This window comes from Streptomyces sp. NBC_01255 (assembly GCF_036226445.1).
In the GTDB taxonomy this organism is placed as follows: Bacteria; Actinomycetota; Actinomycetes; order Streptomycetales; family Streptomycetaceae; genus Streptomyces.
The window spans coordinates 7,530,819-7,552,153 of record NZ_CP108474.1 but is presented as its reverse complement, the minus strand read 5'-3'; the positions used below and the strand labels follow the sequence as shown (position 1 = coordinate 7,552,153).

The following is a 21,335-nucleotide window of genomic DNA, read 5'->3' as shown; positions in this document are numbered from 1 at the left end:
TGCCCGGGGCGGGGCGTCGGGCAGGATCGGCGCATGCGCTCCTCCGCCGTGGTCTCCGGAGTCCTGTTCGTCCTCCTGCTCGTGCTCGTCGCCGCCGGGTGGTCCCCCCTGCTCTCCTTCGACCGGTCGGTCGCCGAGGAGTTGCACCGCGACGCCGTCGCCCGCCCAGGCGTCACCGGCCTCAACCGCTTCCTCAGCGACTGGGTATGGGACCCCTGGACGATGCGCGCCCTGGCCGCGATCGCGGTGGTGATGCTGTGGTGGCGGCGGGAGCGGATCCTCGCCCTGTGGGTGGCCGGCACGAGCCTCGTCGCGGTGGGCCTTCAGCAGGGCCTGAAGTACCTGGTGGGGCGGGACCGGCCCGCGTGGCCCGACCCGGTCGACTCGGCGCGGTACGCGGCCTTCCCGTCCGGGCACGCGATGACGGCGATGGTGACCTGCGGCGTGCTCCTGTGGGTGCTCGCGCTGCACTGGCGGACGGAGTGGCGCGGCTGGAGCGTCCTCGCGAGCGTCGCGGTCGTGTCGGTGCTCGGGGTCGGCTGGACGCGGATCTACCTGGGCGTCCACTGGACCTCGGACGTGCTCGGCGGCTGGCTGCTCGGCTGGTGCTGCGTGGCCGTGGCCGTCCTCACGTACCGCAGGAGGACAATGGGAGAAACGCGATGAAGCCGCCTGTTCTGGACGATCCCCCGTGTCGCCCAGAACAGACGGCCTCCCCGTCGGCCTGCCACGGGGGCGCGGCGACGGGATGCGCTGAGTATATTGGCCGGCAGCCAGTCAACGCAGGAGCCAAGCATGTCCCCGCGTAGCCCATCGGTCAATGAAGAGCTCAGGCGCCGCTCACGTGAGCGGATTCTGCGGGCCACCGTGGAACTGGTGTCGACGCGTGGCTACGAGGCGACCACGCTCGGCGACATCGCGGAGCGGGCCGGTACGGCGCGCGGACTCATCTCGTACTACTTCCCGGGGAAGCGGCAGCTTCTGCAGGCGGCGGTGCACCGGCTGATGCACCTGACGCTGGAGGAGGCGCTGGAGCGCGAGCCGCGCACGGAGGACGGCCGGGAGCGGATGGCCCGGGCGATCGACGCGGTCCTGGGCCTCGCGGTGGACCGGCCCACCCTGATGCGGACCCACATGGCGGGCATCCTCCAGGCCGAGGGCTTCGTGCAGTGCGAGGAGCAGCAGCGCCTCGCGTTCCTGCTGCGGGACACGGTCACCCGGTACGGCTCGCAGGATGTGGACACCGACTATCCGCTGCTGCGCGCCCTGTTGATGGGCGCGGTGGTGGCGGTCCTGCTGCCGGGCGCCCCGATGCCCATGGCGCGGCTGCGGTGGGAGCTCTTCCAGCGGTACGGGCTCGGCTGGGAGCAGGGCGCGCCGCCGGGCGGGGGTCCGCCCGACGGCGCGCCGGTGGTGCACCTCGATCAGGCCTCGACTCAGTCGTCGAAGTCGAAGTAGTCCGGCTGCGTCTGGACGTTGAGCTCGTCCATCCGGATCCGCTTCGCGGGGTCGGTGCGGCGGTCGGAGAGCTTCAGGACGTCGAAGCCCTTGGCCATGTCGTTCGAGTAGATGTAGCCGTTGTAGTAGTACGCGGACCACGAACCGCCCGTGGAGATCGTGGTGGCGGACAGCGGGCCGCGCTCGAAGTAGCCGATCTCCTTCGGGTGGGCGGAGTCGGTGAAGTCCCAGACGGAGACGCCGCCCTGGTACCAGGCCTGGACCATCAGGTCCTTGCCCTTGACCGGGATGAGCGAGCCGTTGTGGGCGACGCAGTTCTCGGTGTCGGCCTGGTGGCGCGGGATCTTGAAGTAGCTGCGGAAGACGAGCTTGCGCTTGTCGCCCTTGCCGACGATGTCGTAGATGCCGTCGGCGCCCCGGTTCGGGCCCACCACGGCGTTGCAGGTGGCGCCGCCGCCACCGCCGAGCTCGTCGGTGAAGACGACCTTGTTGGCCTTCTGGTTGAAGGTCGCCGAGTGCCAGAAGGCGAAGTTGACGTTGTCCTGGACCTGGTCGATCACCCTCGGGTGCTCGGGGTCCTCGATGTCGAAGAGGATGCCGTCACCCATGCAGGCGCCGGCGGCGAGGTCCTTCTCCGGCAGCACGGTGATGTCGTGGCAGCCGGTGGTCTTGGAGACGCCCGGGTTGGTGGGACCGCCCGGGTTGCCGCCGCCGTCCGGGCCCTCGCCCGGGAAGAGGACGGGGAAGCTGACGATCGCGGCCTTCTCGGGCGCCTTGCGGGGCACCTTGATGACCGAGATGCCGTCGTGCGGAGGCTGGCAGTCCGGGAAGGCGGCGTTGGGCGAGTAGGAGGAGACGTACACGTACACGTTCTTGCCCTTGGGCAGGAGCGTGTGGGTGTGCGAGCCACAGGCGGTCTCGACGGCGGCGACGTACTTCGGGTTCCTGATGTCGCTGATGTCGAAGATCTTCATGCCCTCCCAGGATTCCTTCACCGAGGCGGGCTGCGACGTGCTGGTGCACGAGTTGTCGCTTCGGGAGGAGTCGGTGGAGAGGAAGACGAGGTTCCCGGAGACGGAGATGTCGTTCTGGGAGCCGGGGCAGAGGACCTGGGCGACGGTCTTCGGGGCCTTCGGGTTGCTGATGTCGAAGATCCGGAAGCCGTCGTAGTTGCCCGCGAAGGCGTACTTGCCCTGGAAGGCGAGGTCCGAGTTGGTCCCCGGGAGCGCGTCCTTGGGGATGTTGACGAGGTGCTCGATGTTCTTGCTGTGGACGATCTCGTCCACGCCGGGGATCTCACCGCTCTGGATGGCGGAACGTGCTTCGGCCGCCTGCGCCGCGGAGACCGTGCCCTGGGTCAGGGCGTCTCCGGGGTCGGGAGTGGCGACCGAGGGTCCGGCCGCCAGCATCGTGGCCAGCAGGCCGGCCGCGGCGGTCGCCACGCCCAGGCGTCTGATCCGTGCACGCGGGCTACGCGGTGTACGCGGTATTCGCAACGCAGTCACTCCGTCCTCACTGGTATCCGTTCAGCTTTGAACGGATGCTGGACCCCGGCAGTATGGTCCTTGGCGTGCGCATCTCAACAGATGGCAACACAGACGTAATGAAGGATTTTGATCGATCCCCCCGAGAAAAGTGCTAGGAACGGTCACTGTCCCCGCAAGAACATCTGGAGGTCGCGTTGTTGATCCGCCGTCAGCGTGCCGTCGTCGCCGTGGCCCTGTCCGCCGTCGCCGTACTCTCCCTGGGAGCCTGCGAGTCGGGGGCCGGCACGGACGCGCCGCGGGCCGAGGCCTCGGCCGGAGGCTCGGTGGTGGCGCCGGGGAAGCCCGGCGAGCCGGCCAAACGGATATCGCCCGAGGAGGCCGCCCGCCTCCTCCCCGACGAGCGCCCGAACGGCGCCGACTTCCGGTACGCGCAGATGATGATCGTCCACCACCGCCAGGCACTGACCATGACGGAACTCGCCCCGCAGCGGGCGGGATCCGCGCAGGTCAAGAAGGTGGCCGAGCGGATCGCGGCCGCACAGCTCCCGGAGATCGCCGCGATGGAGGGCTGGCTGAAGAACAACGGCGGGCCGCGCGAACAGAGCGGCCACGACCATCACTCGATGCCGGGCATGGCGACCGAGGCCCAGCTGAAGGAGCTGAAGGCAGCGAAGGGCGAGGCCTTCGACGAGCTGTTCCTGAAGCTCATGATCACGCACCACGACGGGGCCGTGACGATGGCGGCCGAGGTGCTGAGCGAGGGCAACAACGTCCTGGTGGAGGAGATGGCCAACGACGTGATCGCCCAGCAGACCTCGGAGATCAACCGCATGCGGTCGCTGTAGGGACCCCGCAGGCGGTCACCGGGTCACGCCGGTCACGCCCCTTCGGCACCGCCCTGGCGGCCGGCCTGCGCCTCGGCCGCCGTCAGGACGGTGTCCAGGAGGCCGGGGAAGAGGGCGTCCAGGTCGTCCTTGCGCAGGGCGTTGAGCTTGGCCGTGCCCCGGTACATCTGCTGGATGACGCCGCTCTCACGCAGGACGCGGAAGTGGTGCGTCGTCGTGGACTTGGTGACCGGGAGGTCGAAGTACGAGCAGCTCAGGGCATCGCCCTCGCGCGCCAGATCCCGGACGATGCGCAGCCGCACGGCGTCCGAGAGCGCGTGGAGCACCCCTTCGAGGCCGATCTGGTCCCGCGTGGGGTGCTCGAGCGCGCGGGGGCTGGTGGCGATCGTCATGACGGCGGCTCCACTTCATCCGGGTGACCTCATTGTACGAGACCTCTCGTAGTTTGACAGGTGCCGTACTACGATGAGTATCGTACGAGCGTCCTTCGAGGCCCCCGAAACGGAGTCCGTCATGAGCGTCGCCCTGTTCCAGCCCTACACCCTGCGTTCGCTGACCGTGCCCAACCGGGTCTGGATGGCGCCCATGTGCCAGTACTCGGCCGAGATGACCGGGCCGAACGCGGGTGTGGCCGGCGACTGGCACTTCGCCCACTACGCCTCCCGGGCCACCGGCGGCGCCGGGCTCATCCTCGTCGAGGCGACCGCCGTCGCCCCCGAGGGCCGGATCAGCCCGGCCGACCTCGGTCTGTGGAACGACACCCAGACGGAGGGTCTGCGCCGGATCGCGGGCTTCCTCAAGGAGCACGGCACCGTGCCCGGCATCCAGATCGGTCACGCCGGGCGCAAGGCCTCGACCAAGCCCCCGTGGGAGGGCCGCGGCCCCGTCGAGCCGGGCGATCCGGGCTGGCAGCCCGTCGGCCCCAGCCCGGTCGAGTACGCCGAGGGCTACCCGGTGCCGACCGAGCTGACCGTGGAGCGCATCCGGGAGATCACCGGGCAGTTCGCGGACGCGGCCCGCCGCGCGCTGGACGCCGGCTTCGAGGTCGTCGAGGTGCACGGCGCCCACGGCTACCTCATCGGCGAGTTCCTCTCCCCGCACAGCAACCACCGCACGGACGAGTACGGCGGTTCCTTCGAGAACCGGACCCGGCTCGCCCTGGAGGTCGTCGACGCGGTGCGGGCCGTGTGGCCCGAGGAACTGCCCGTCTTCTTCCGGATCTCCGCCACCGACTGGCTGGAGGAGCAGGGCTGGACGGTCGACGAGACCGTACGGTTCGCCGCGCTGCTGCGCGAGCACGGCGTCGACCTCCTCGACGTCTCCAGCGGCGGCAACGGCGGTCCTGCGCGGATCCCCGTGGGGCCGGGCTACCAGGTGCCGTTCGCCGCCCGCGTCAAGGCGGAGACCGGACTTCCGGTGGCCGCCGTCGGTCTGATCACCGAGAGCGACCAGGCCGAGAAGATCCTCGCCAACGGCGAGGCCGACGCGATCCTCCTCGGCCGCGAGCTGCTCCGCGACGCCTCCTGGGCCCGCCGCGCGGCCCGCGAACTCGGCGCGGAGATCCAGGCCCCGGCGCCGTACGCCTGGGCGATCTGAGCAGATCCGAGCCGACCTCGGGCGACCTGCGGAGAGGGTCTCCCGGGGGGGCGCGGGTGTGTCCGGGGGCCGTTGTCAGTGGCCGGGTGCAGACTGGCCCGTATCCGCGACAACGGCGTCCTGGAGGTAGCAGTCATGCCTGACGTACTCCTCACCGTAGGCACCCGCAAGGGGCTCTTCATCGGCCACCGGCACGACGGCCGATGGGAGTTCGACGATCCGGCGTTCCCGGCGCAGGCCGTCTACTCGGTCGCGATCGACACCCGGCGGCCCGCCCCGCGCCTGCTCGTGGGCGGCGACAGCGCCCACTGGGGACCGTCCGTCTTCCACTCCGACGACCTCGGCAAGAGCTGGACCGAGCCGGCACGGCCGGCGGTGAAGTTCCCCGAGGACACCGGGGCCTCGCTGGAGCGCGTCTGGCAGCTGCACCCGGCGCCCGAGCACTCCCCCGACGTCGTGTACGCGGGGACGGAACCGGCGGCGCTGTTCCGCTCCGCGGACGGCGGGGAGTCCTTCGACCTCGTCCGTCCGCTCTGGGAGCATCCGACCCGCTCGCGCTGGGTGCCCGGCGGAGGCGGCGAAGCCGTGCACACCGTCGTCACCGACCCTCGCGACCCGGACGCGCTGACCGTCGCGGTGTCGACCGCGGGGGTGTTCCGCTCCCGTGACGGCGGGGCCGCGTGGGAGCCGTCCAACCACGGGGTGTCCGCGGTCTTCCTGCCCGACCCGGACCCGGAGTTCGGGCAGTGCGTGCACAAGATCGCCCAGGACGCGGGCGACAAGGACCGGCTGTACCTGCAGAACCACTGGGGCGTGTTCCGCAGCGACGACGCGGGCGGCAGCTGGTCCGACATCGGCGCCGGGCTCCCCTCCGACTTCGGCTTCGCGGTCGCCGCCCACCCGCACCGCCCGGACACCGCCTACGTCTTCCCCATCACGGCGGACTCGGACCGCGTCCCGGCGGGCCGCCGCTGCCGGGTCTACCGGACGAGCGACGCAGGGGCCACCTGGGAGCCGCTGTCCCGCGGGCTGCCCGAGGGCGACCACTACGGCACGGTGCTGCGGGACGCGCTCTGCACGGACGACGCGGACCCGGCGGGCGTCTACTTCGGCAACCGCAACGGCGAGCTGTACGCGAGCGCCGACGACGGGGAGAGCTGGCGACTCCTCGCGGAGCACCTTCCGGACGTCCTGTGCGTGCGGGCCGCGGTGATCTGACCGCCTGGGCCCGCTCGCCGCGTACGGATCAGGGATCAGCGATCAGGGATCAGGGCAGACGCCAGTCCACGGGCTGGGCGCCCTGGTCCAGGAGGAGTTCGTTGGCGCGGCTGAAGGGGCGGGAACCGAAGAAGCCGCGGTCCGCGGACATCGGGGACGGGTGCGCCGACTCGATCGCCGGGAGGTTCCCGAGGAGCGGCCGGGCGTTACGGGCGTCCCTGCCCCACAGGATGGACACCAGGGGCTTGCCCCGGGCGGCCAGGGCGCGGATGGCCTGCTCCGTCACCTCTTCCCAGCCCTTGCCGCGGTGGGCGGCCGGCTTCCGCGGGGCCGTGGTCAGTGCCCTGTTCAGGAGCAGGACGCCCTGACGGGTCCACGGGGTCAGATCGCCGTTCGACGGCCGGGGCAGACCGAGGTCGGTGTTCAGCTCGCGGTAGATGTTCTCCAGGCTGCCCGGCAGCGAGCGGATCTCGGGTGCGACCGCGAAGCTGAGCCCGATCGCCATCCCCGGTGTCGGGTAGGGATCCTGACCCACGATCAGTACCCGCACCTCGTCGAAGGGCTGTTGAAAAGCCCGCAGGACGTTCGCCCCGGACGGCAGGTACGTCCGGCCCGCGGCGATCTCCGCGCGCAGGAAGTCGCCCATCTCCGCCACACGGCCCGCGACGGGGCTCAAGGCCTCCGCCCAGCCGGGCTCCACCAGTTCGTTCAAGGGTCGCGCTGTCACGGTCCGTCACTCTACCGGCCTACAGTGACACCCCGGTCCGGCCCGATCCGCAGGACACCCCCTAGACTCCCGCCACTCGCCCGCCCCTTGTCCCCCTCACGCCAGGACGGTGCACCGTGGCTTCCGTGACCGAACCCCCCGTGGACGATCCCTCCGAAGGGCTGGTCGTCGGCGTCGACTCCGGCGGCTCGGGGCTGCGGATCGCCCTGGCCGAGGCGGCGGACGGCACCGTCCTCGACACCCTCGCCTCACGGGAACCGGTCCGGACCGGACCGGGCGGAATCTCGGCGGCCCACTTCCTGGAGCAGGTCGTTCCTGCCGTCCGGGCACTGCGGGAGCGCGCCGCGACGGGGGCCGCCGCCGGCCGGCCGGTCCTCGCCGTGGCCGTGGGCGCCGCCGGGATGGCGACGCTCGGGGACGAGCTGCGGGCGGAGCTGCCCGGCGCCTTCGCCGCGGCGTGGGGCGTGCGACGGCTCGCGCTCGCGGCCGACGCCGTCACCGCGTACGCCGGGGCGCTCGGGCAGAAGCCCGGCGCGGTCGTCGCGGGCGGCACGGGCATGATCGCGCTCGGTACGGATCTGGTGGCCTGGCGCCGGGCCGACGGCTGGGGGCATCTCCTGGGCGACTGCGGCAGCGGCGCCTGGATCGGCCGGGCGGGCCTGGAGGCGGCGATGCGCACCCACGACGGGCGGCGCGGCGGTTCGGCGGCGCTCCTGGCCCGGGCCGAGAAGCTGTTCGGGCCGGCGGCGGGCCTGCCGGGCGCCCTGTACCCCCGTACCGACCGGCCTGCCGTGCTCGCCTCCTTCGCCCCGGAGGTGGCGGCCTGCGCCACCTCCGGCGACCCCGTCGCGGCGGACGTCCTGGTCCGGGCGGCGGGGCACGTCGCGGACGCCGCCGAGGCCGTGTGCCCGGCGGACTCCGGGGCCCTGGTCGCCCTGACGGGTGGCCTCTTCAAGATGGGCGACCCCCTCCTCGCACCTCTGCGGGCCGCGCTCGCGGAGCGGATCCCGCACGCCCGCGCGGTGGCGCCCGCGGGTGATCCGCTGGCCGGGGCGGTCGCCCTCGCCTCGGCACTCGCCACCGGCACGCTCCGGCTTCCGGAGGACGCGTCGCTGCTGCGCCTCTTCGACGGCGAGACGGCGGAGACGACGGCATCCGCCCAGGTCGGGGGTGGTACGGAGGCGTAGATCCGGCCGGGAGCGGACACAGAGACCGGACATAGGGGGACAGACGGCGCGCGATCGCACCTCACCGAACAGCGTGGCCGACGAAACCAGTAGCATGCGGCGCCATGAGCTCCCCCACTGGGCCTGCTTCCGGCCTGCCTGTACGAATGCCTCGACCCCGCCAGTCCGGGCGTCACCGCCGCCCCGAACCCGCGGCGGCGCCCGAGGGCGCTCCCGCGCTGGTTCTCGCCGTTCCCGGTGCGCCGTCGGCCGCCATACGCTCGCTGGCCGAAGAGGTCGTGAGCATCGCCCGCTCGGAGCTGCCCGGCCTGGAGGCCGTGATCGGTTTCCTGGACGGCGACGACACCGAGTACCCCGCGCTCGCGACCGTGCTCACGGCCGTGGACGCGCTCCGCACCCAGCGGTACCAGCTGGCCGTGGCCGCCGGCCGTGAGGTCGCCGCCCCGGCCGGTCCCGCCGCGGTCGTGGTCCCGCTGCTCGCGGGCCCGGACAGCGCCCTGATGCGCCAGGTGCGCCAGGCCGTCATGGACAGCGGCAACACCGCCGAGCTGACCGAGGTCCTCGGTCCGCACCCGCTGCTCGCCGAGGCGCTGCACGTGCGGCTGTCCGAGGCGGGGCTCGCCCGTGCCGACCGCGCCCGGCTGTTCACGGTGGCGACGGCCGCCGACGGCATCATCCTGGCCACGGTCGGCGGCGAGGAGGCCGTGCAGGCCGCCGGGATCACCGGAATGCTGCTCGCCGCGCGCCTCGCGGTGCCGGTGATGGCCGCCGCGCTCGACCAGGAGGGTTCGATCGCCTCCATCGCCGAGCAGCTGCGCGGCTCGGGTTCGGCCCAGCTGGCCCTCGCGCCGTACCTGATCGGCCCGGAGCTGGCCGAGGGTCTGCTCGACGAGGCCTCGAAGGAGGCCGGGTGCGCCGCCGCCGAGCCGCTGGGGGCCTACCCGGCGATCGGCAAGCTGGTGCTCTCGCAGTACGCCTCGGCGCTGGGGATCCCGCCGCAGCAGCCGCAGGGCCCGCCGTCGCTCTGAGGCGCAGCACGAGGAGAAAGGGCCCGCACCGTGAAACATCCGGTACGGGCCCTTTTTCACGTACTGCGGGCTCGCGAGCGGCCTGGCCGCAGGCTCGCGTACGGCTCAGCCGAAGACGACGCAGGAGGCCGCCGGGGCCTCGATGGCGCCCGCTCGGACCGGTACGCCGGTCTCCGGGTCGACGTCGAACCAGGTGACGTCACCGGAGCGCTCGTTGGCCGCGTACAGCCGCCGCCCGGAGGGGTCGAGGGTCAGATCACGGGGCCAGGCGCCTCCGCAGGGCACGGTGGCGACCAGGGCGGCCTTCGCGCCGTCGGGGTCGAGAGCGAGGACGGCGAGGGTGTCGTCGCCGCGGACGGCGGCCCACAGGAAGCGGCCGTCGGGGGACGCGACGACCTCGGACGGGTAGCTGGGGCCCGTGGTGCCCTCGGGGACGACGGGGGTCTCGCCGAGCGGTTCGAGGACGCCCGCCGCGGCGTCCCAGCGGCAGACGGTGAGGGTGGGCTCCAGCTCGTTCAGGACATAGGCGTGGGTGCCCGCCGGGTGGAACGCGAGGTGGCGCGGTCCGGTGCCGGGGCGCAGCGCGGTCTCGTGGTGGAGGGTGAGCGCGCCGGTCGCGGGGTCGAGGGCACAGATCCGTACGGAGTCGGTGCCGAGGTCCACGCTGACGACCCAGCGGCCGGAGGGGTCGGGGAGCACCTGGTGGGCGTGGGGGCCGCTCTGACGGCCGGGGACGCTGCCACGGCCCTCGTGCCGCAGGACGTCCCTGGCGGGGCGGGGAGTGCCGTCCGGGGCCAGCGGCAGGACGGTGACGCTGCCGGAGGTGTAGTTGGCCGTGAGGAGGTGGCCGGCGGCGTGGGCGAGATGGGTGGGGCTCGCGCCGTCGACGGGGACGGGTTCGCCGAGCGGCCGGGGTACGGGGCCGGTGACGTCGAAGGCGGCGACGGCGCCCGGCTCGGTCTCGGAGACCGCGTGGAGCACGGGGCCGGCGAGGGCGAGGAAGGTGGGGTCGGCGACGGCGTCGCTGGCGCCGGTGACGGTCAGCGCGCCCGTCACCGCGTCGACGTCGGCGACGAGGACGCCGAGGCCGCCCGCCGAGGTGAAGGACCCGATGTACGCCCGCGGCGCGCTCCGGCCCCGTACCGCCTCTGTGTCGCCCATGGCGCCTCCCCTGTCGCGGGGCCGGTCACGGACGACCGGCCGTCGTCCGGCCGACGGTAGCAGGCGGTCTAGACCAACCTCCCCGGGGTGGTTTCAGGAACGGGCCATCCAGGCGCTCGGCTGGGTCCGCAACGGAGCATCCAGCTCCGTGAGGACGCGAGCGAGCCCGCGCGCGTGCACCAGGGCAGGCACACCCACGTGAACCTCGCCTTCGGCCCGGAGGTGCGGATCCGTCGCCACCACGGCCCCGCTGCGAGAGGTGAGGGCCTCCACGGCGGCCTCGACCCGCCAGCAGGCCGCGGCCAGGCGGGCGTCGTGACTGGCATCCGGGTCGGCGGCCACGTCGACCAGCCCTCGGACCTCCCCTGCGGCTTCGTCGAGCAGCGCGAGGACCCGACGCGCTCGCTGCTTCCTGGCCAGGAGCGGATTCAGGGGATGCACGAGGGGGGCCAGGGACAGCCGCACACGGCCGAGCAGGGACTCCAGCTCGGCGGCGTGCGGCGTGGGGTCCGCGGTCTCCTCGCCGGCGAGGCGACGGACCGACGCGGACGTGGCCGACCGCACGCACAGCAGCGCTCGCTGGATCCACGCGTCGTTCGTCGTGTGGGTCCGCACCGGAAGGACCAGGGTCACGGCGAGACCGGCGCACACCGCCCCGACACCCGTCTCCGCCACACGCAGGAGGAGCAGCGAGCCGTCCAGCACCCCCAGCAGCCCGTACAGGAGGCTCGCCATCACGGTGACGGCGAGGATCATCCAGCTGTACGAGACCGCGGCGGTGTAGAAGATCCCGAAGACGCACCCGGCGACCAGGACGGCCGTGGCCGCGGGCGCACCGCCCAGCGGGATGGCCACGAGGAATCCGCCCGCGATGCCGGTGACGGTGCCGAGGACGCGGCGGAAGCCGCGGACGAGTGTCTCGCCGCGCGAGGCGGTGTTGACGAAGATCCACCAGACGGTGCCGACAGCCCAGTACCAGCGCTCCTCCGAGAGGAACTGGCCCACGACTAGGGCCACGCCGGAGGCCACGGCGACCTGGACCGCCTGCCGCGTGGTCGCGCGGGCGAGCCCCCTGCCCGGAAGCGCGGCGGGCACGGCCGGCGGCGGGACGCGCCGCTCGATGGGCCAGACCAGGAAGCGGACGACTGCCGCCGCACCCAACGCGACGCCGGTGGCCGCGTACAGCTCGGGGAGCTGGGCGGGGAGCGCGTGCAGGAACTGCGTCACGAAGAACTGCATGAAGGCGAAAATGCCGAGCGCGTGCCCGCGGGGCCCCCAGCGGCGGGCGTAGACGCCGGCGAACACCACGAGCAGCCAGGCCGCGTCCCGGAGGAGCGGCGCGTCGTGGAGAAGGGTCGCGAGCGCGAGGACGGGGAAGCCGACGGCCGGCAGCAGGGCGGTGGTGACGGCCTGGCGCCGCACAGTGGGGTCACCCACGGTGAAGAGCGCGAGGAGCGCGGCGAGACCGGCCGTGATGGAGGCGGTGAGCGAGAAGCCGAGGAGTTCGGCCAGGGCGACCGCGAGCGCGATGCCGAGAACGGCACGGAGAGAGACCCTGAGCCGGACGAGCCCCGGATCCGGGGCCATGAAGTACTTCTGCACGGCGGCCAATCCCGCCCCCCTTGTTCCTGATCCTCGCCGCACGCGAGGCTCCCCGGGGGTGGTGGGGGCTCGGACACGACGAAGGCACCGCGGGCCGGTCCGGCCTCGTCGCCGGACGGCGCTGCGCGGCGCCGAAGGTGTGTGATGCCTACAAGAATAGACCCCAAGGGGTACATCGGCTCAACAGGCGCACGAACGTGTGGGCCAATGGCCCACCCCCACGGACGGTCAAGTGACCAGAGGCGGCCATTGGCCTACACGGTCCACGAACCTGCCCTCTCAGGGTCGGGCCGCCGGCGGCGGGGTGGCGGCGCCGTTCAGGCAGCGGTCGAGGAGTGCGCGCATGCGGGGGACGGGGAGGGACGGGTTGGCCGCGGCGCCCTCTGCGGTGCGGGGGTCGGCGAGGAGGGCCTCCAGGACTTCCGGTGTCAGGCTCGGGTTGGCGGCGGCTGCCCGGCACACCGACGTGTCGGGGTCGTCCACCGGAGGGTCGGGCAGGGTGGGATCGGCTGCGGCCAGGGCGCGCACCTGCGCATCCGGGTGGCCGATGAGGTGGGTCGTGCCGGTGCGGGGGAACGCGGGCAGGGTCAGCAGGTGCGGACGGTGGGCCGGGCGGGTGACGAAGACGTCCAGGAGGAGGCGTGGCGGAGCCAGGGGGTGGTGGCAGGCCAGCCGGATCCGTACCTCCTCGTCGTCGTCCTGCGCGAGTGTCGCGACGAGTTCTGCGGGCAGGCCGGGCCAGCTCGCCGCAACCCGGCGGAGTACCGGTTCCCCGGACGCCGCGCAGGCGGCGAACCAATGGGGTGACGGCTCGGTGCCGGGCTCGGTGTCGAGCTCGGTGATCGGGCAGGTGCAGTCCGGACCGTGCCCGATGGCTTTGCGGATCGTCCCGTACTCGGCCCAGGTACGGGGGAAGGGGTGGAGTCGTGCCCGTATCCGCACCTTCTCGTCCGGGTCTTCGCTGAGCTCGGCGACCAGGTCCGGTCCCAGGCCGGGCCGGGCGGCGACCCACGCGCGGACCTCCGCATCGGGGTGGCGGGCGAGCCGCGCGACGGCGTAGGCCGGGGTGTGGGGGTTCCAGGTCAGGGGGTGCACCGTGCCGTCCGCGAAGCACTGCTCGACGAGCGTGGGGGACAAGGCGCACGTGCCGAACACGAATCCCCTGCTGAGCGAACCGATGGACGGCAGCTCGGCCTCCACCCGTTCCGGGTCCAGCTCCCAGCTCTTGTTCTCCGCCGCCTCACGGACCGCGGAGTCTGGATCGTCCAGCAGCCCCGCCCGCTGCGCCGGAGTGAGCGACTGCCACCTCCAGGTGGCCCGTATCCGGAGTTCGGGGTGCTCGTGGCCGGCCATGGAGCGGTGGAAGGACAGCGGGATCTGCCGGGACCAGTCGAGCCCCTCGATGATCTCGTTCGCGGTGAGCATGCCGTCCTCGCCCCCGTCCTGGGCGGTCAGGAGGGTGACGAGGATGTCGTCCGGAAGCGGCCGGACCCATCGAGGACGAGGACGGGGGCCGCCGGCGAGCCACCAGCGGACGATCCCCGACGGGTCCGAGGCCAAGGGGGCGAGCCGCACCGGGTCGACGTACCGGTTACGGGCGAGCGCGCGGCGGATCACTCTGGCCGGATGGCGCAGGGCCGCGTCGATGACGGCGTCGGGCAGGTCACGACCCTCGCACATCAGCGGGCCGGTCTCACCTGTCACTCGATCCATCAGACGTATCAGTACGTCGGAGGGCGCCGCCGGGTTGAAGGCGATGCCACGCAGCCACAGCGCATGGAGAGAATCGGACACCGCGCCATCCTGCCACCGCCTGTCACCCGGGCCGGGGCCGTGTGGCGGCCGAGTCCGGCTCCGCATGCGATCGAGGAGCACCCGGCGGTGGCGGCGCGCACGGCGACTATCTTGTGCGGCGGACCTCTCCTCCCTCCACCCCGGCCTTCACGTTGGAGCTCTCTTGCCTTTGCGGACAGGCATCACCCGCCCGATATCCCTGCTCCTGTCGACCGTGCTCGCCGCCGGAACGCTCACCGGCTGCACGTTGATGGAGCTCGCCAGGGACTGCGAGGGGACCGACGCCAGGGTGAAGGAGCTGGCGGCGCTCGGCGTCCTCGACTCCCGGCCCGCAGGGGCCACCGTCGCCCGGGGTTTCGAGGAGGTCGACGCCGGCTGCTGGGCGGACAGCGGCGATGTCGTGGTGTACGCCAACCGGACGTACGCCTTCCCCGGTACGCAGGCCGAAGTGGCCGCACACTACCGGGAGGCGGCGGTACGGGACGGATGGAAGCAGGACCCCGAGGCCTGGCCCGTCGACGACCTGAGCTTCGTCAGAGAGGACATGGTCCTGCGGGTCGAATTCCTCACTGCCGAGCACCTTGCGGAGGACGGTCACGGAAGCCGCCCCGACCTCACCACCGGAGCCGGTTACTCGATCGGCATCGACTCGTACGTCTAGGCGACCTGTCGGCGCTGAAGCGGCGTGGTCATGAGGGCGCCGTGAGTGGCGTAGTGTTGTACCTACCGACGCGGGGTGGAGCAGCTCGGTAGCTCGCTGGGCTCATAACCCAGAGGTCGCAGGTTCAAATCCTGTCCCCGCTACTGAAGTGACATGAGGCCCGGATCCTGTGGATCCGGGCCTCATGCGTGCACCCGTGGACGGTCGCCCCGTCAGCGCGACGACCGCGAGGTCGCCGTCGCGGGCGGCGAGGAGCAACAGCTGGTTCGCCGGCGGGGCCACGCCGCTGTCGGACGGCGCCTTGCGAGGTCACGGTCAGCGTCCGTACATGCCGCGGCACAGGTCCGCGGCGCCCATCGGGGCGCCGATCTCCTGGGCCTGCCGGCAGAGCCGGCGCATCTCGGGGGCCTGACCGGTCACCGGCTGCCGTGGACGTGGACGCGCGGCAGGCTGTTCCGCGGAGGGACGGGGCTTCGGGCCGGGGCCGGTCCTTCGTGCGGGCTTCTCGACCGGCTTCGGCGTGCGCCGCTCCGTCGTCGCGCCCGGCGTCTTCCTCGGTGCCGCACGGCGAACGGGGCTTGCCGGAGGCGCCGGGGCCGTGCGGTCCGTGGTCGGCGCACGCTCCGCGGGGGCGGCCTTCGCGGGCGGGCGGCCGGGGCGCGGCTCGGTGACGGCGAGGTTCTCCCGGGGCGGGGCCTGGGTGGGTTCCGGCCATGCCGGGAGGGCGGCGGGCGGGCGTTCGGCGGCGGGGGCGAGCTCGGCGGGCCGGGCAGGTGCGCTCGGGGCCGGGGCCTCGGGGACGGCCACGCATCCGCTGGTGAGGAGCGCGGCGAGGAGAGCGACCATCGCTCGGCGGGTGTTCATGGGGCTCACGCTGCCCGAGCCGGGCCGGGACCCGCTCGCCGTACGGACCGGATCCACCGTGACGAGTGACGAGGGGCGACAGGAGTGACGGTACGGGCTGGAAGCCAGTGGCACGGGTGTGACAGCGGACCGCGTCCGGGCGTAGGGACAACCCCGGCCCCGCCCGGCCGGCGGGACCCGGCCCCGCCGCCTTGGCCGGAGCCCGGCGTGCGCCGGGCGGTGGGGCGTCGCGGTAGGTTCGGGGGACGTGCAGCGGGGTCGCCGAGCGCCCCGGCCGATCACCCCCGGGAGCCCCAGGTGCACACCCTCGTCTACGACGACATCACGACCGCCGCCGACCGTGTCGTCGGCCATGTCAGGCCCGTCGCCCTCGCCGGGCCGACGGAGCGCGGTGGGGTGCATCTCGCGCTGGAGCTGATGCAGCACACCGGCTCGTTCAAGGCGCGCGGCGCGCAGAACTTCCTGCTCGCCCACCGCGAGGCCGGCACCCTCCCCGACGCCGGTGTCACGATCGCCTCCGGCGGGAACGCCGGTCTGGCCTGCGCCTGGGCCGCCGCCCGGCAGGGCGTCCCCGCCACCGTCTTCCTGCCGACCACCGCGCCCCGGGTGAAGGTGGCCCGCCTCCGCCAGTACGGCGCGGACGTCCGCCTGGTCGGTACGGAGTACGCCGAGGCCCTCGCCGCCTGCGAGGAGTTCGCCCGGACGACCGGGGCGCTCGCCTCGCACGCGTACGACCATCCGCTGATCGCCGCCGGCGCGGGCACCCTGCTCGACGAGATCCGCCGGCAGGTCCCCGGTCTCGACACCGTCGTCGTCGCGGTCGGCGGCGGCGGTCTCTTCGCCGGGGTCGCCACCGCGGCCGGGCACCACGGCATCCGTACCGTCGCCGTCGAACCCGAGAACTGCCGCGCCCTCGACGCCGCCGTCCAGGCCGGGCGCCCGGTCGACGTCACCGTCGACTCCGTCGCCGCCGACTCCCTCGGCGCCCGGCGCGCCTCCGCCACCGCCGTGCGGGCGGCCCAGCGGGACGGCGTCCGCTCCGTCCTCGTCCCCGACGCCGCGATCATCCGCGCCCGGCAGGCCCTGTGGGACGACCGCAGGCTCGCCGTCGAGCACGCCGCCGCCACCGCCCTCGCCGCCGTGGCCCACCCCGATGCGGACGCCCTCGACGCCGGGTACCGCCCGGCGCCCGACGAGACGGTCTGCGTGATCCTCTGCGGTGCCAACACCGACCCCACGGACCTCGTGGCCCCCTAGAGGGTTCCCTCGATCGGTGGGCACTCGCGGAGGCGTCGCCGCCGGTGGCAGACTGGCGCGTCGATCCGCCGAAGGAGCACGTCGTGTCCATGATCCAGCGCCTGCGCAGAGCCGTCCGCCTGACGTACCGGCGTGCCGTCGACCTCAGCCACCCGGCCCGCTCGCCGCTCGGCAGCGCGGTCGTCAACTGCGTGGTCTACATCGACGGCGTACGGCGCAGCGGGCGCGGGTCGGCCGAGGAGGCCCTGCGGCAGGTCCGCAAGGCCGGCGACGGGTTCGTCTGGATCGGTCTGCACGAGCCGGACGAGAAGGAGTTCACGGGGCTCGCCGAGCTCTTCGGGCTGCACCCGCTGGCGGTGGAGGACGCGGTCAACGCCCACCAGCGGCCCAAGGTCGAGGAGTACGACGGCGTGCTCTTCGCCGTCTTCAAGACCGTCCGCTACGTCGAGCACGAGGAACTCACCGCCACCAGCGAGGTCGTGGACTCGGGCGAGCTGATGGCCTTCGTCGGGCCCGACTTCGTCATCACCATCCGGCACGGCGGGCACGGCTCCCTCGGCCCGCTGCGCGAGGCCCTGGAGGACCTGCCCGAGCAGTTGGCCAAGGGGCCCTCCGCCGTGCTGCACGCGATGGCGGACCACGTGGTGGACGACTACCTCGCCGTCGCGGACGCCGTGCAGGACGACCTCGACGCGATCGAGAGCGCGGTCTTCTCCGAGCAGGCGGACCGGCGGGACGCGGGGCGGATCTACCAGCTCAAGCGCGAGCTTCTCGAACTCAAGCGGGCCGTGACGCCGCTGGCCCGGCCGCTCCAGCACCTCGCCACCCACCCGATGCCGCTGATCGACCCGGACATCAGGGCGTACTTCCGCGACGTGACCGACCATCTCGCCCGGGTCGCGGAGCAGGTCACGTCGTTCGACGCGCTCCTCGACTCGATCCTCCAGGCCCACCTCGCGCAGGTGACGGTCGCCCAGAACGAGGACATGCGCAAGATCACCGCCTGGGCGGCGATCGTCGCCGTCCCCACCATGGTCTGCGGCGTCTACGGCATGAACTTCGATCACATGCCCGAGCTGCGCTGGACCTACGGCTACCCGCTGGTCCTCGGTGTCATCGCCACGGCCTGCTTCGTGATCCACCGGGGTTTCCGCCGCAACGGCTGGCTCTGACCGCCGACTCGCCGGGGGCGGGACGTCGTGCGGGCGGGGTGGGCCCTTCGGCGCGTTGCCGCAGGCCACGGCCTGGGTAGAGTCGGGATCCCGGTGTCCGGACCGTGGGAGTGAAGGAGGCCGACCGGCCATGGCGGTGGACGAACTCGACACCCGCATCCTGCGGCTCCTCATCGAGCAGCCGCGTACGAGCGTGCGCGAGTACGCGCGGATCCTCGGCGTGGCGCGGGGCACCGTGCAGGCGCGGATCGACCGTCTGGAGCGGGACGGCGTGATCACGGCGACCGGCCCCGTCCTCTCCCCCGCAGCCCTGGGGCACCCCGTACTCGCCTTCGTCCACGTCGAGGTGACGCAGGGCCATCTCGACGAGGTCGGTGACGCCCTCGCGGGCGTCCCGGAGATCGTGGAGGCCTTCTCGATCACCGGCGGCGGGGATCTGCTGACCCGGGTGGTCGCCCGGGACGCCGGGCACCTGGAGGATGTCATCCAGCGGCTGATCCAGCTGCCGGGAGTGGTCCGCACCCGGACCGAGATCGCGCTGCGCGAGCGGGTGCCGCACCGGCTGCTGCCCCTGGTCGAGGCGATCGGGCGCCGGTCCGGCAGCGCGTGAGCGCGCCCCGCCGGCATCTTGTCGTTTCCTCCAACAAGGCTGGCGAATGCGCCGAGATACGCCTCGGTTCGTTGTAGACAGGAAGCCGCACGACCTACCGTGGCGCATATGCAGTCCTACACCATCGGGCAGGCGGCACGTCTCCTGGGCGTCAGCCCCGACACCGCACGACGCTGGGCCGACGCGGGCCGGGTCGCGACCCAGCGCGACGAGGGCGGCCGACGGCTCATCGACGGCCGCGACCTCGCCGCCTTCTCGATCGAGATCGCCCAGAGCGGCACGGGCGACGAGGACGATTCCTACACGTCCGCGCGGAACGCGTTCCCCGGGATCGTGACCGCCGTCAAACTCGGCGACATCGCCGCACAGGTCGAGATCCAGGCGGGCCCGCACCGGCTCGTGTCCCTCCTCACCCGCGAGGCGGTCGAGGAGCTGGGACTTGAGGTCGGCATGCAGGCGACGGCCCGGGTGAAGTCGACCAGCGTCCACATCGACCGCACCTGATCCACGGCCTTCCAGGACGCCGCGCCCGGTCTCCCGCACCGGCCGGAGCCCCGGAACCCTCCGTGGGGGCTGTCCGCGTCCGGGGGGACGGACAGCCCCCACCTCCATCTGCTGCCAGGGAACACCGATGAAACGCCTCCGCGTCCGCTCCTCCGGTCACGGCCCGCGCCCGCCTGTCGTCCTCATCGTCCCCGCGCTGCTCGCCGTGGCGTTCCTGGTCATGCCCCTCGTCGGTGTCCTGGCCCGTACCGAGTGGGGCGCCTTCGGCGCGCACCTGACGGCCCCCGGCACCGTGCAGGCCCTGAAGCTTTCGCTGCTCGTCTCCTTCTGGGCGCTCGGTCTGTCGCTGCTGCTCGGGGTCCCGCTGGCCTGGCTGCTCGCGCGGGTGCCGTTCCGCGGCAAGGCGATCGTCCGTTCCCTCGTCCTGCTGCCCATGGTGCTGCCGCCGACTGTCGGCGGTGTGGCGCTGCTGCTCGCGTTCGGGCGGCGCGGGCTCCTGGGGCCCTGGCTGGAGTCCACGTTCGGCGTCACGCTCCCCTTCCACACCTCGGGCGCGGTTCTCGCCGCGACGTTCGTGGCGATGCCGTTCCTCGTCATCAGCCTGGAGGGCGCGCTCGGCGGACTGCGCCCCCGTTACGAGGAGACGGCGGCGTCCCTCGGCGCCTCACCGGTGCGGGTGTTCTTCACCGTCACCCTGCCGATGGTCGCCCCGGGGCTCCTCGCGGGCGCCGCGCTGACCTGGGCACGGGCGCTGGGCGAGTTCGGCGCCACCATCACCTTCGCCGGAAACCTCCCCGGCACCACCCAGACCCTGCCCCTCCAGGTGTACCTGCTGCTCCAGGAGGAGCCCGAGGCGGCGACCTCCGTCTCGCTGCTGCTGCTCGTCATCGCCATGGCCGTACTCGTCGCCCTGCGCGGCCGCTGGACGGGCACGCCGGCGTCGCCCCGGCGGGCCGTACCCGCCCCGGAGCCCGGACCCGCTGTTGAACCCGGTCCCGCCCCCGCGTCCGGTCCCGCCCCCGTGTCCGAGCCCGCCGCCGAGTCCGGCGCCGCATCCGGTCCTCAGCCGGACGGCGGGCGCTGGGCGCTGCGGGCCGAGGTCGGCGGCTTCACCGAACTGGCCCTGGACGCCGAACCCGGCACCACGATCGCCGTCGTCGGCCCCAACGGCGCCGGAAAGACGACCCTGCTCCGGGCCCTCCTCGGGCTCACCCCCCGCGCCCACGCCACGCTGCGGCTCGGCGACACGGACGTCACCGATCTGCCCCCGCACCGGCGGCAGGTGGCCTGGGTGCCTCAGGACGGCGCGCTGTTCCCGCATCTGTCGGCGCTCTCGAACACCGCGTACGGCCTGCGGGCTCACGGCGTTCCCCGCGCCGAGGCGCGGCGCGCCGCCCAGGCCTGGCTCGACCGGCTCGGTGTGGGGCAGCTGGCGCACCGCCGTCCCGCGCAGCTCTCCGGCGGCCAGGCCCAGCGGGTCGCCCTCGCCCGCGCGCTGGCCGCCCGACCCCGGCTGCTGCTCCTCGACGAGCCGCTCGCCGCGCTCGACCAGACCACCCGCGCCCATGTGCGGCACACCCTGCGCAGCCATCTCGCCGGCTTCGGCGGTGTCTGTCTGATCGTCACCCACGACCCCGTGGAGGCCGTCTCCCTCGCCGACCGGGTCCTCGTCCTCGAGGAAGGACGCACCCTCCAGGACGCCTCCCCCGGCGAGGTCTCGCGCCACCCCCGGTCACCGTGGGTCGCCCGGATGCTCGGCAGCAACGCGTGGCCGGGGGCCGCGACCGCCGAAGGGCTCACGCTCGACGGGGGCGGCGCCCTGGTCGCCGCCGAGCCGCCGCCGCCCGGCACGCGGGCGCTCGCGATCATCGCGCCGGAGGCGGTGGCCGTGCACCGCGAGAAGCCGGGCGGCAGTCCCCGTAACGTCTGGCCCGGAACCGTACGGGAGATCACCGCGAGCGGCAGCCGGCTGCGGGTCCTGGTGACCTCCGACCTGGCACCGGACCTCGTCGCCGAGATCACCCCGCAGGCGGCGGCCGAGTTGGGGCTCGCGGACGGGGTGCCGGTCTGGACGGGCGTCAAGGCGACCGAGGTGACCGTCGTGACGCTCTGACCGCCGCTTGCCCGTCGTGATGCCCGGGCCGCTCGCGTCACGGCCCTCGAC

The 21,335-nt window shown here is 73.2% G+C and carries 20 protein-coding genes and 1 tRNA gene; 14 read left to right on the top strand and 7 right to left on the bottom strand.

Going from position 1 to position 21,335, the window contains the following annotated elements:
- The first annotated feature begins 33 nt into the window (after positions 1 to 33).
- Both OG357_RS34265 and OG357_RS34260 read left to right on the top strand, forming a co-directional pair.
- Positions 34 to 666 (top strand): phosphatase PAP2 family protein, encoded by a 633-nt coding sequence (locus OG357_RS34265; protein ID WP_329624806.1) that lies wholly within the window; start codon positions 34 to 36, stop codon positions 664 to 666.
- A 129-nt stretch (positions 667 to 795) separates the two neighbouring features.
- Positions 796 to 1,458 carry a TetR/AcrR family transcriptional regulator gene (locus OG357_RS34260; RefSeq protein ID WP_329624805.1) on the top strand — a complete coding sequence of 221 codons (663 nt, stop codon included), beginning with the start codon at positions 796 to 798 and terminating at the stop codon, positions 1,456 to 1,458.
- Here OG357_RS34260 and OG357_RS34255 read toward each other — a convergent pair.
- Positions 1,437 to 2,867, bottom strand: a complete 1,431-nt coding sequence (locus OG357_RS34255) for an LVIVD repeat-containing protein (protein WP_329625781.1) — start codon at positions 2,865 to 2,867, stop codon at positions 1,437 to 1,439. The genes OG357_RS34260 and OG357_RS34255 overlap by 22 nt on opposite strands.
- A gap of 272 nt (positions 2,868 to 3,139) precedes the next feature.
- On the opposite strand from OG357_RS34255, the gene OG357_RS34250 reads away from it, so the two are divergent.
- Positions 3,140 to 3,790 (top strand): DUF305 domain-containing protein, encoded by a 651-nt coding sequence (locus tag OG357_RS34250; protein ID WP_329624804.1) that lies wholly within the window; start codon positions 3,140 to 3,142, stop codon positions 3,788 to 3,790.
- Positions 3,791 to 3,822: 32 nt separating this feature from the next.
- Here OG357_RS34250 and OG357_RS34245 read toward each other — a convergent pair whose 3' ends face one another.
- Positions 3,823 to 4,182, bottom strand: a complete 360-nt coding sequence (locus OG357_RS34245) for an ArsR/SmtB family transcription factor (RefSeq protein WP_329624803.1) — start codon at positions 4,180 to 4,182, stop codon at positions 3,823 to 3,825.
- A gap of 121 nt (positions 4,183 to 4,303) precedes the next feature.
- On the opposite strand from OG357_RS34245, the gene OG357_RS34240 reads away from it, so the two are divergent.
- Together OG357_RS34240 and OG357_RS34235 are read left to right on the top strand one after the other, a co-directional pair.
- A complete protein-coding gene (locus OG357_RS34240) occupies positions 4,304 to 5,386 on the top strand; it encodes an NADH:flavin oxidoreductase/NADH oxidase (RefSeq protein WP_329625780.1) in 1,083 nt (360 codons plus the stop codon).
- Positions 5,387 to 5,521: 135 nt separating this feature from the next.
- The gene (locus tag OG357_RS34235; RefSeq protein WP_329624802.1) at positions 5,522 to 6,604 is read left to right on the top strand and encodes a WD40/YVTN/BNR-like repeat-containing protein; all 1,083 of its coding nucleotides are present in this window, start codon (positions 5,522 to 5,524) and stop codon (positions 6,602 to 6,604) included.
- Between the two features lie 49 nt (positions 6,605 to 6,653).
- Here OG357_RS34235 and OG357_RS34230 read toward each other — a convergent pair whose 3' ends face one another.
- Positions 6,654 to 7,331: a uracil-DNA glycosylase gene (locus OG357_RS34230; protein WP_329624801.1), complete on the bottom strand. Its 678-nt coding sequence runs from the start codon at positions 7,329 to 7,331 to the stop codon at positions 6,654 to 6,656.
- Between the two features lie 125 nt (positions 7,332 to 7,456).
- On the opposite strand from OG357_RS34230, the gene OG357_RS34225 reads away from it, so the two are divergent.
- Both OG357_RS34225 and OG357_RS34220 read left to right on the top strand, forming a co-directional pair.
- Complete coding sequence (locus OG357_RS34225) at positions 7,457 to 8,518, top strand: N-acetylglucosamine kinase (protein WP_329624800.1); 1,062 nt, start codon at positions 7,457 to 7,459, stop codon at positions 8,516 to 8,518.
- Positions 8,519 to 8,622: 104 nt separating this feature from the next.
- A complete protein-coding gene (locus OG357_RS34220; protein ID WP_329624799.1) occupies positions 8,623 to 9,546 on the top strand; it encodes a sirohydrochlorin chelatase in 924 nt (307 codons plus the stop codon).
- Between the two features lie 105 nt (positions 9,547 to 9,651).
- On the opposite strand, the gene OG357_RS34215 is transcribed toward OG357_RS34220, so the two are convergent.
- The 3 genes from OG357_RS34215 to OG357_RS34205 all read right to left on the bottom strand — a co-directional run bounded on the left by OG357_RS34215 (position 9,652) and on the right by OG357_RS34205 (position 14,103).
- Positions 9,652 to 10,707, bottom strand: a complete 1,056-nt coding sequence (locus OG357_RS34215) for a lactonase family protein (RefSeq protein WP_329624798.1) — start codon at positions 10,705 to 10,707, stop codon at positions 9,652 to 9,654.
- Between the two features lie 93 nt (positions 10,708 to 10,800).
- Positions 10,801 to 12,294, bottom strand: coding sequence for an FUSC family protein (locus tag OG357_RS34210; protein ID WP_329625779.1), 1,494 nt, complete (start codon positions 12,292 to 12,294; stop codon positions 10,801 to 10,803).
- Between the two features lie 294 nt (positions 12,295 to 12,588).
- A complete protein-coding gene (locus OG357_RS34205) occupies positions 12,589 to 14,103 on the bottom strand; it encodes a hypothetical protein (RefSeq protein ID WP_329624797.1) in 1,515 nt (504 codons plus the stop codon).
- 163 nt (positions 14,104 to 14,266) lie between these two features.
- On the opposite strand from OG357_RS34205, the gene OG357_RS34200 reads away from it, so the two are divergent.
- Together OG357_RS34200 and OG357_RS34195 are read left to right on the top strand one after the other, a co-directional pair.
- Complete coding sequence (locus OG357_RS34200) at positions 14,267 to 14,764, top strand: hypothetical protein (RefSeq protein WP_329624796.1); 498 nt, start codon at positions 14,267 to 14,269, stop codon at positions 14,762 to 14,764.
- 69 nt (positions 14,765 to 14,833) lie between these two features.
- Positions 14,834 to 14,907 (top strand) — tRNA-Met (locus OG357_RS34195).
- 172 nt (positions 14,908 to 15,079) lie between these two features.
- On the opposite strand, the gene OG357_RS34190 is transcribed toward OG357_RS34195, so the two are convergent.
- Positions 15,080 to 15,628 (bottom strand): hypothetical protein, encoded by a 549-nt coding sequence (locus tag OG357_RS34190; protein ID WP_329624795.1) that lies wholly within the window; start codon positions 15,626 to 15,628, stop codon positions 15,080 to 15,082.
- Between the two features lie 297 nt (positions 15,629 to 15,925).
- On the opposite strand from OG357_RS34190, the gene OG357_RS34185 reads away from it, so the two are divergent.
- From OG357_RS34185 to OG357_RS34165, 5 genes are all read left to right on the top strand, one after another.
- Positions 15,926 to 16,885: a serine/threonine dehydratase gene (locus OG357_RS34185; RefSeq protein WP_329624794.1), complete on the top strand. Its 960-nt coding sequence runs from the start codon at positions 15,926 to 15,928 to the stop codon at positions 16,883 to 16,885.
- A gap of 89 nt (positions 16,886 to 16,974) precedes the next feature.
- Entirely contained in the window at positions 16,975 to 18,057 is a 1,083-nt protein-coding gene (locus OG357_RS34180) for a magnesium and cobalt transport protein CorA (RefSeq protein WP_329625778.1), read from the top strand.
- Positions 18,058 to 18,187: 130 nt separating this feature from the next.
- Positions 18,188 to 18,667 (top strand): Lrp/AsnC family transcriptional regulator, encoded by a 480-nt coding sequence (locus OG357_RS34175; protein WP_329624793.1) that lies wholly within the window; start codon positions 18,188 to 18,190, stop codon positions 18,665 to 18,667.
- A gap of 108 nt (positions 18,668 to 18,775) precedes the next feature.
- Entirely contained in the window at positions 18,776 to 19,171 is a 396-nt protein-coding gene (locus OG357_RS34170; RefSeq protein ID WP_329624792.1) for a TOBE domain-containing protein, read from the top strand.
- Positions 19,172 to 19,298: 127 nt separating this feature from the next.
- Complete coding sequence (locus OG357_RS34165) at positions 19,299 to 21,284, top strand: ABC transporter permease (protein ID WP_329624791.1); 1,986 nt, start codon at positions 19,299 to 19,301, stop codon at positions 21,282 to 21,284.
- The last annotated feature ends 51 nt before the right edge of the window (positions 21,285 to 21,335 follow it).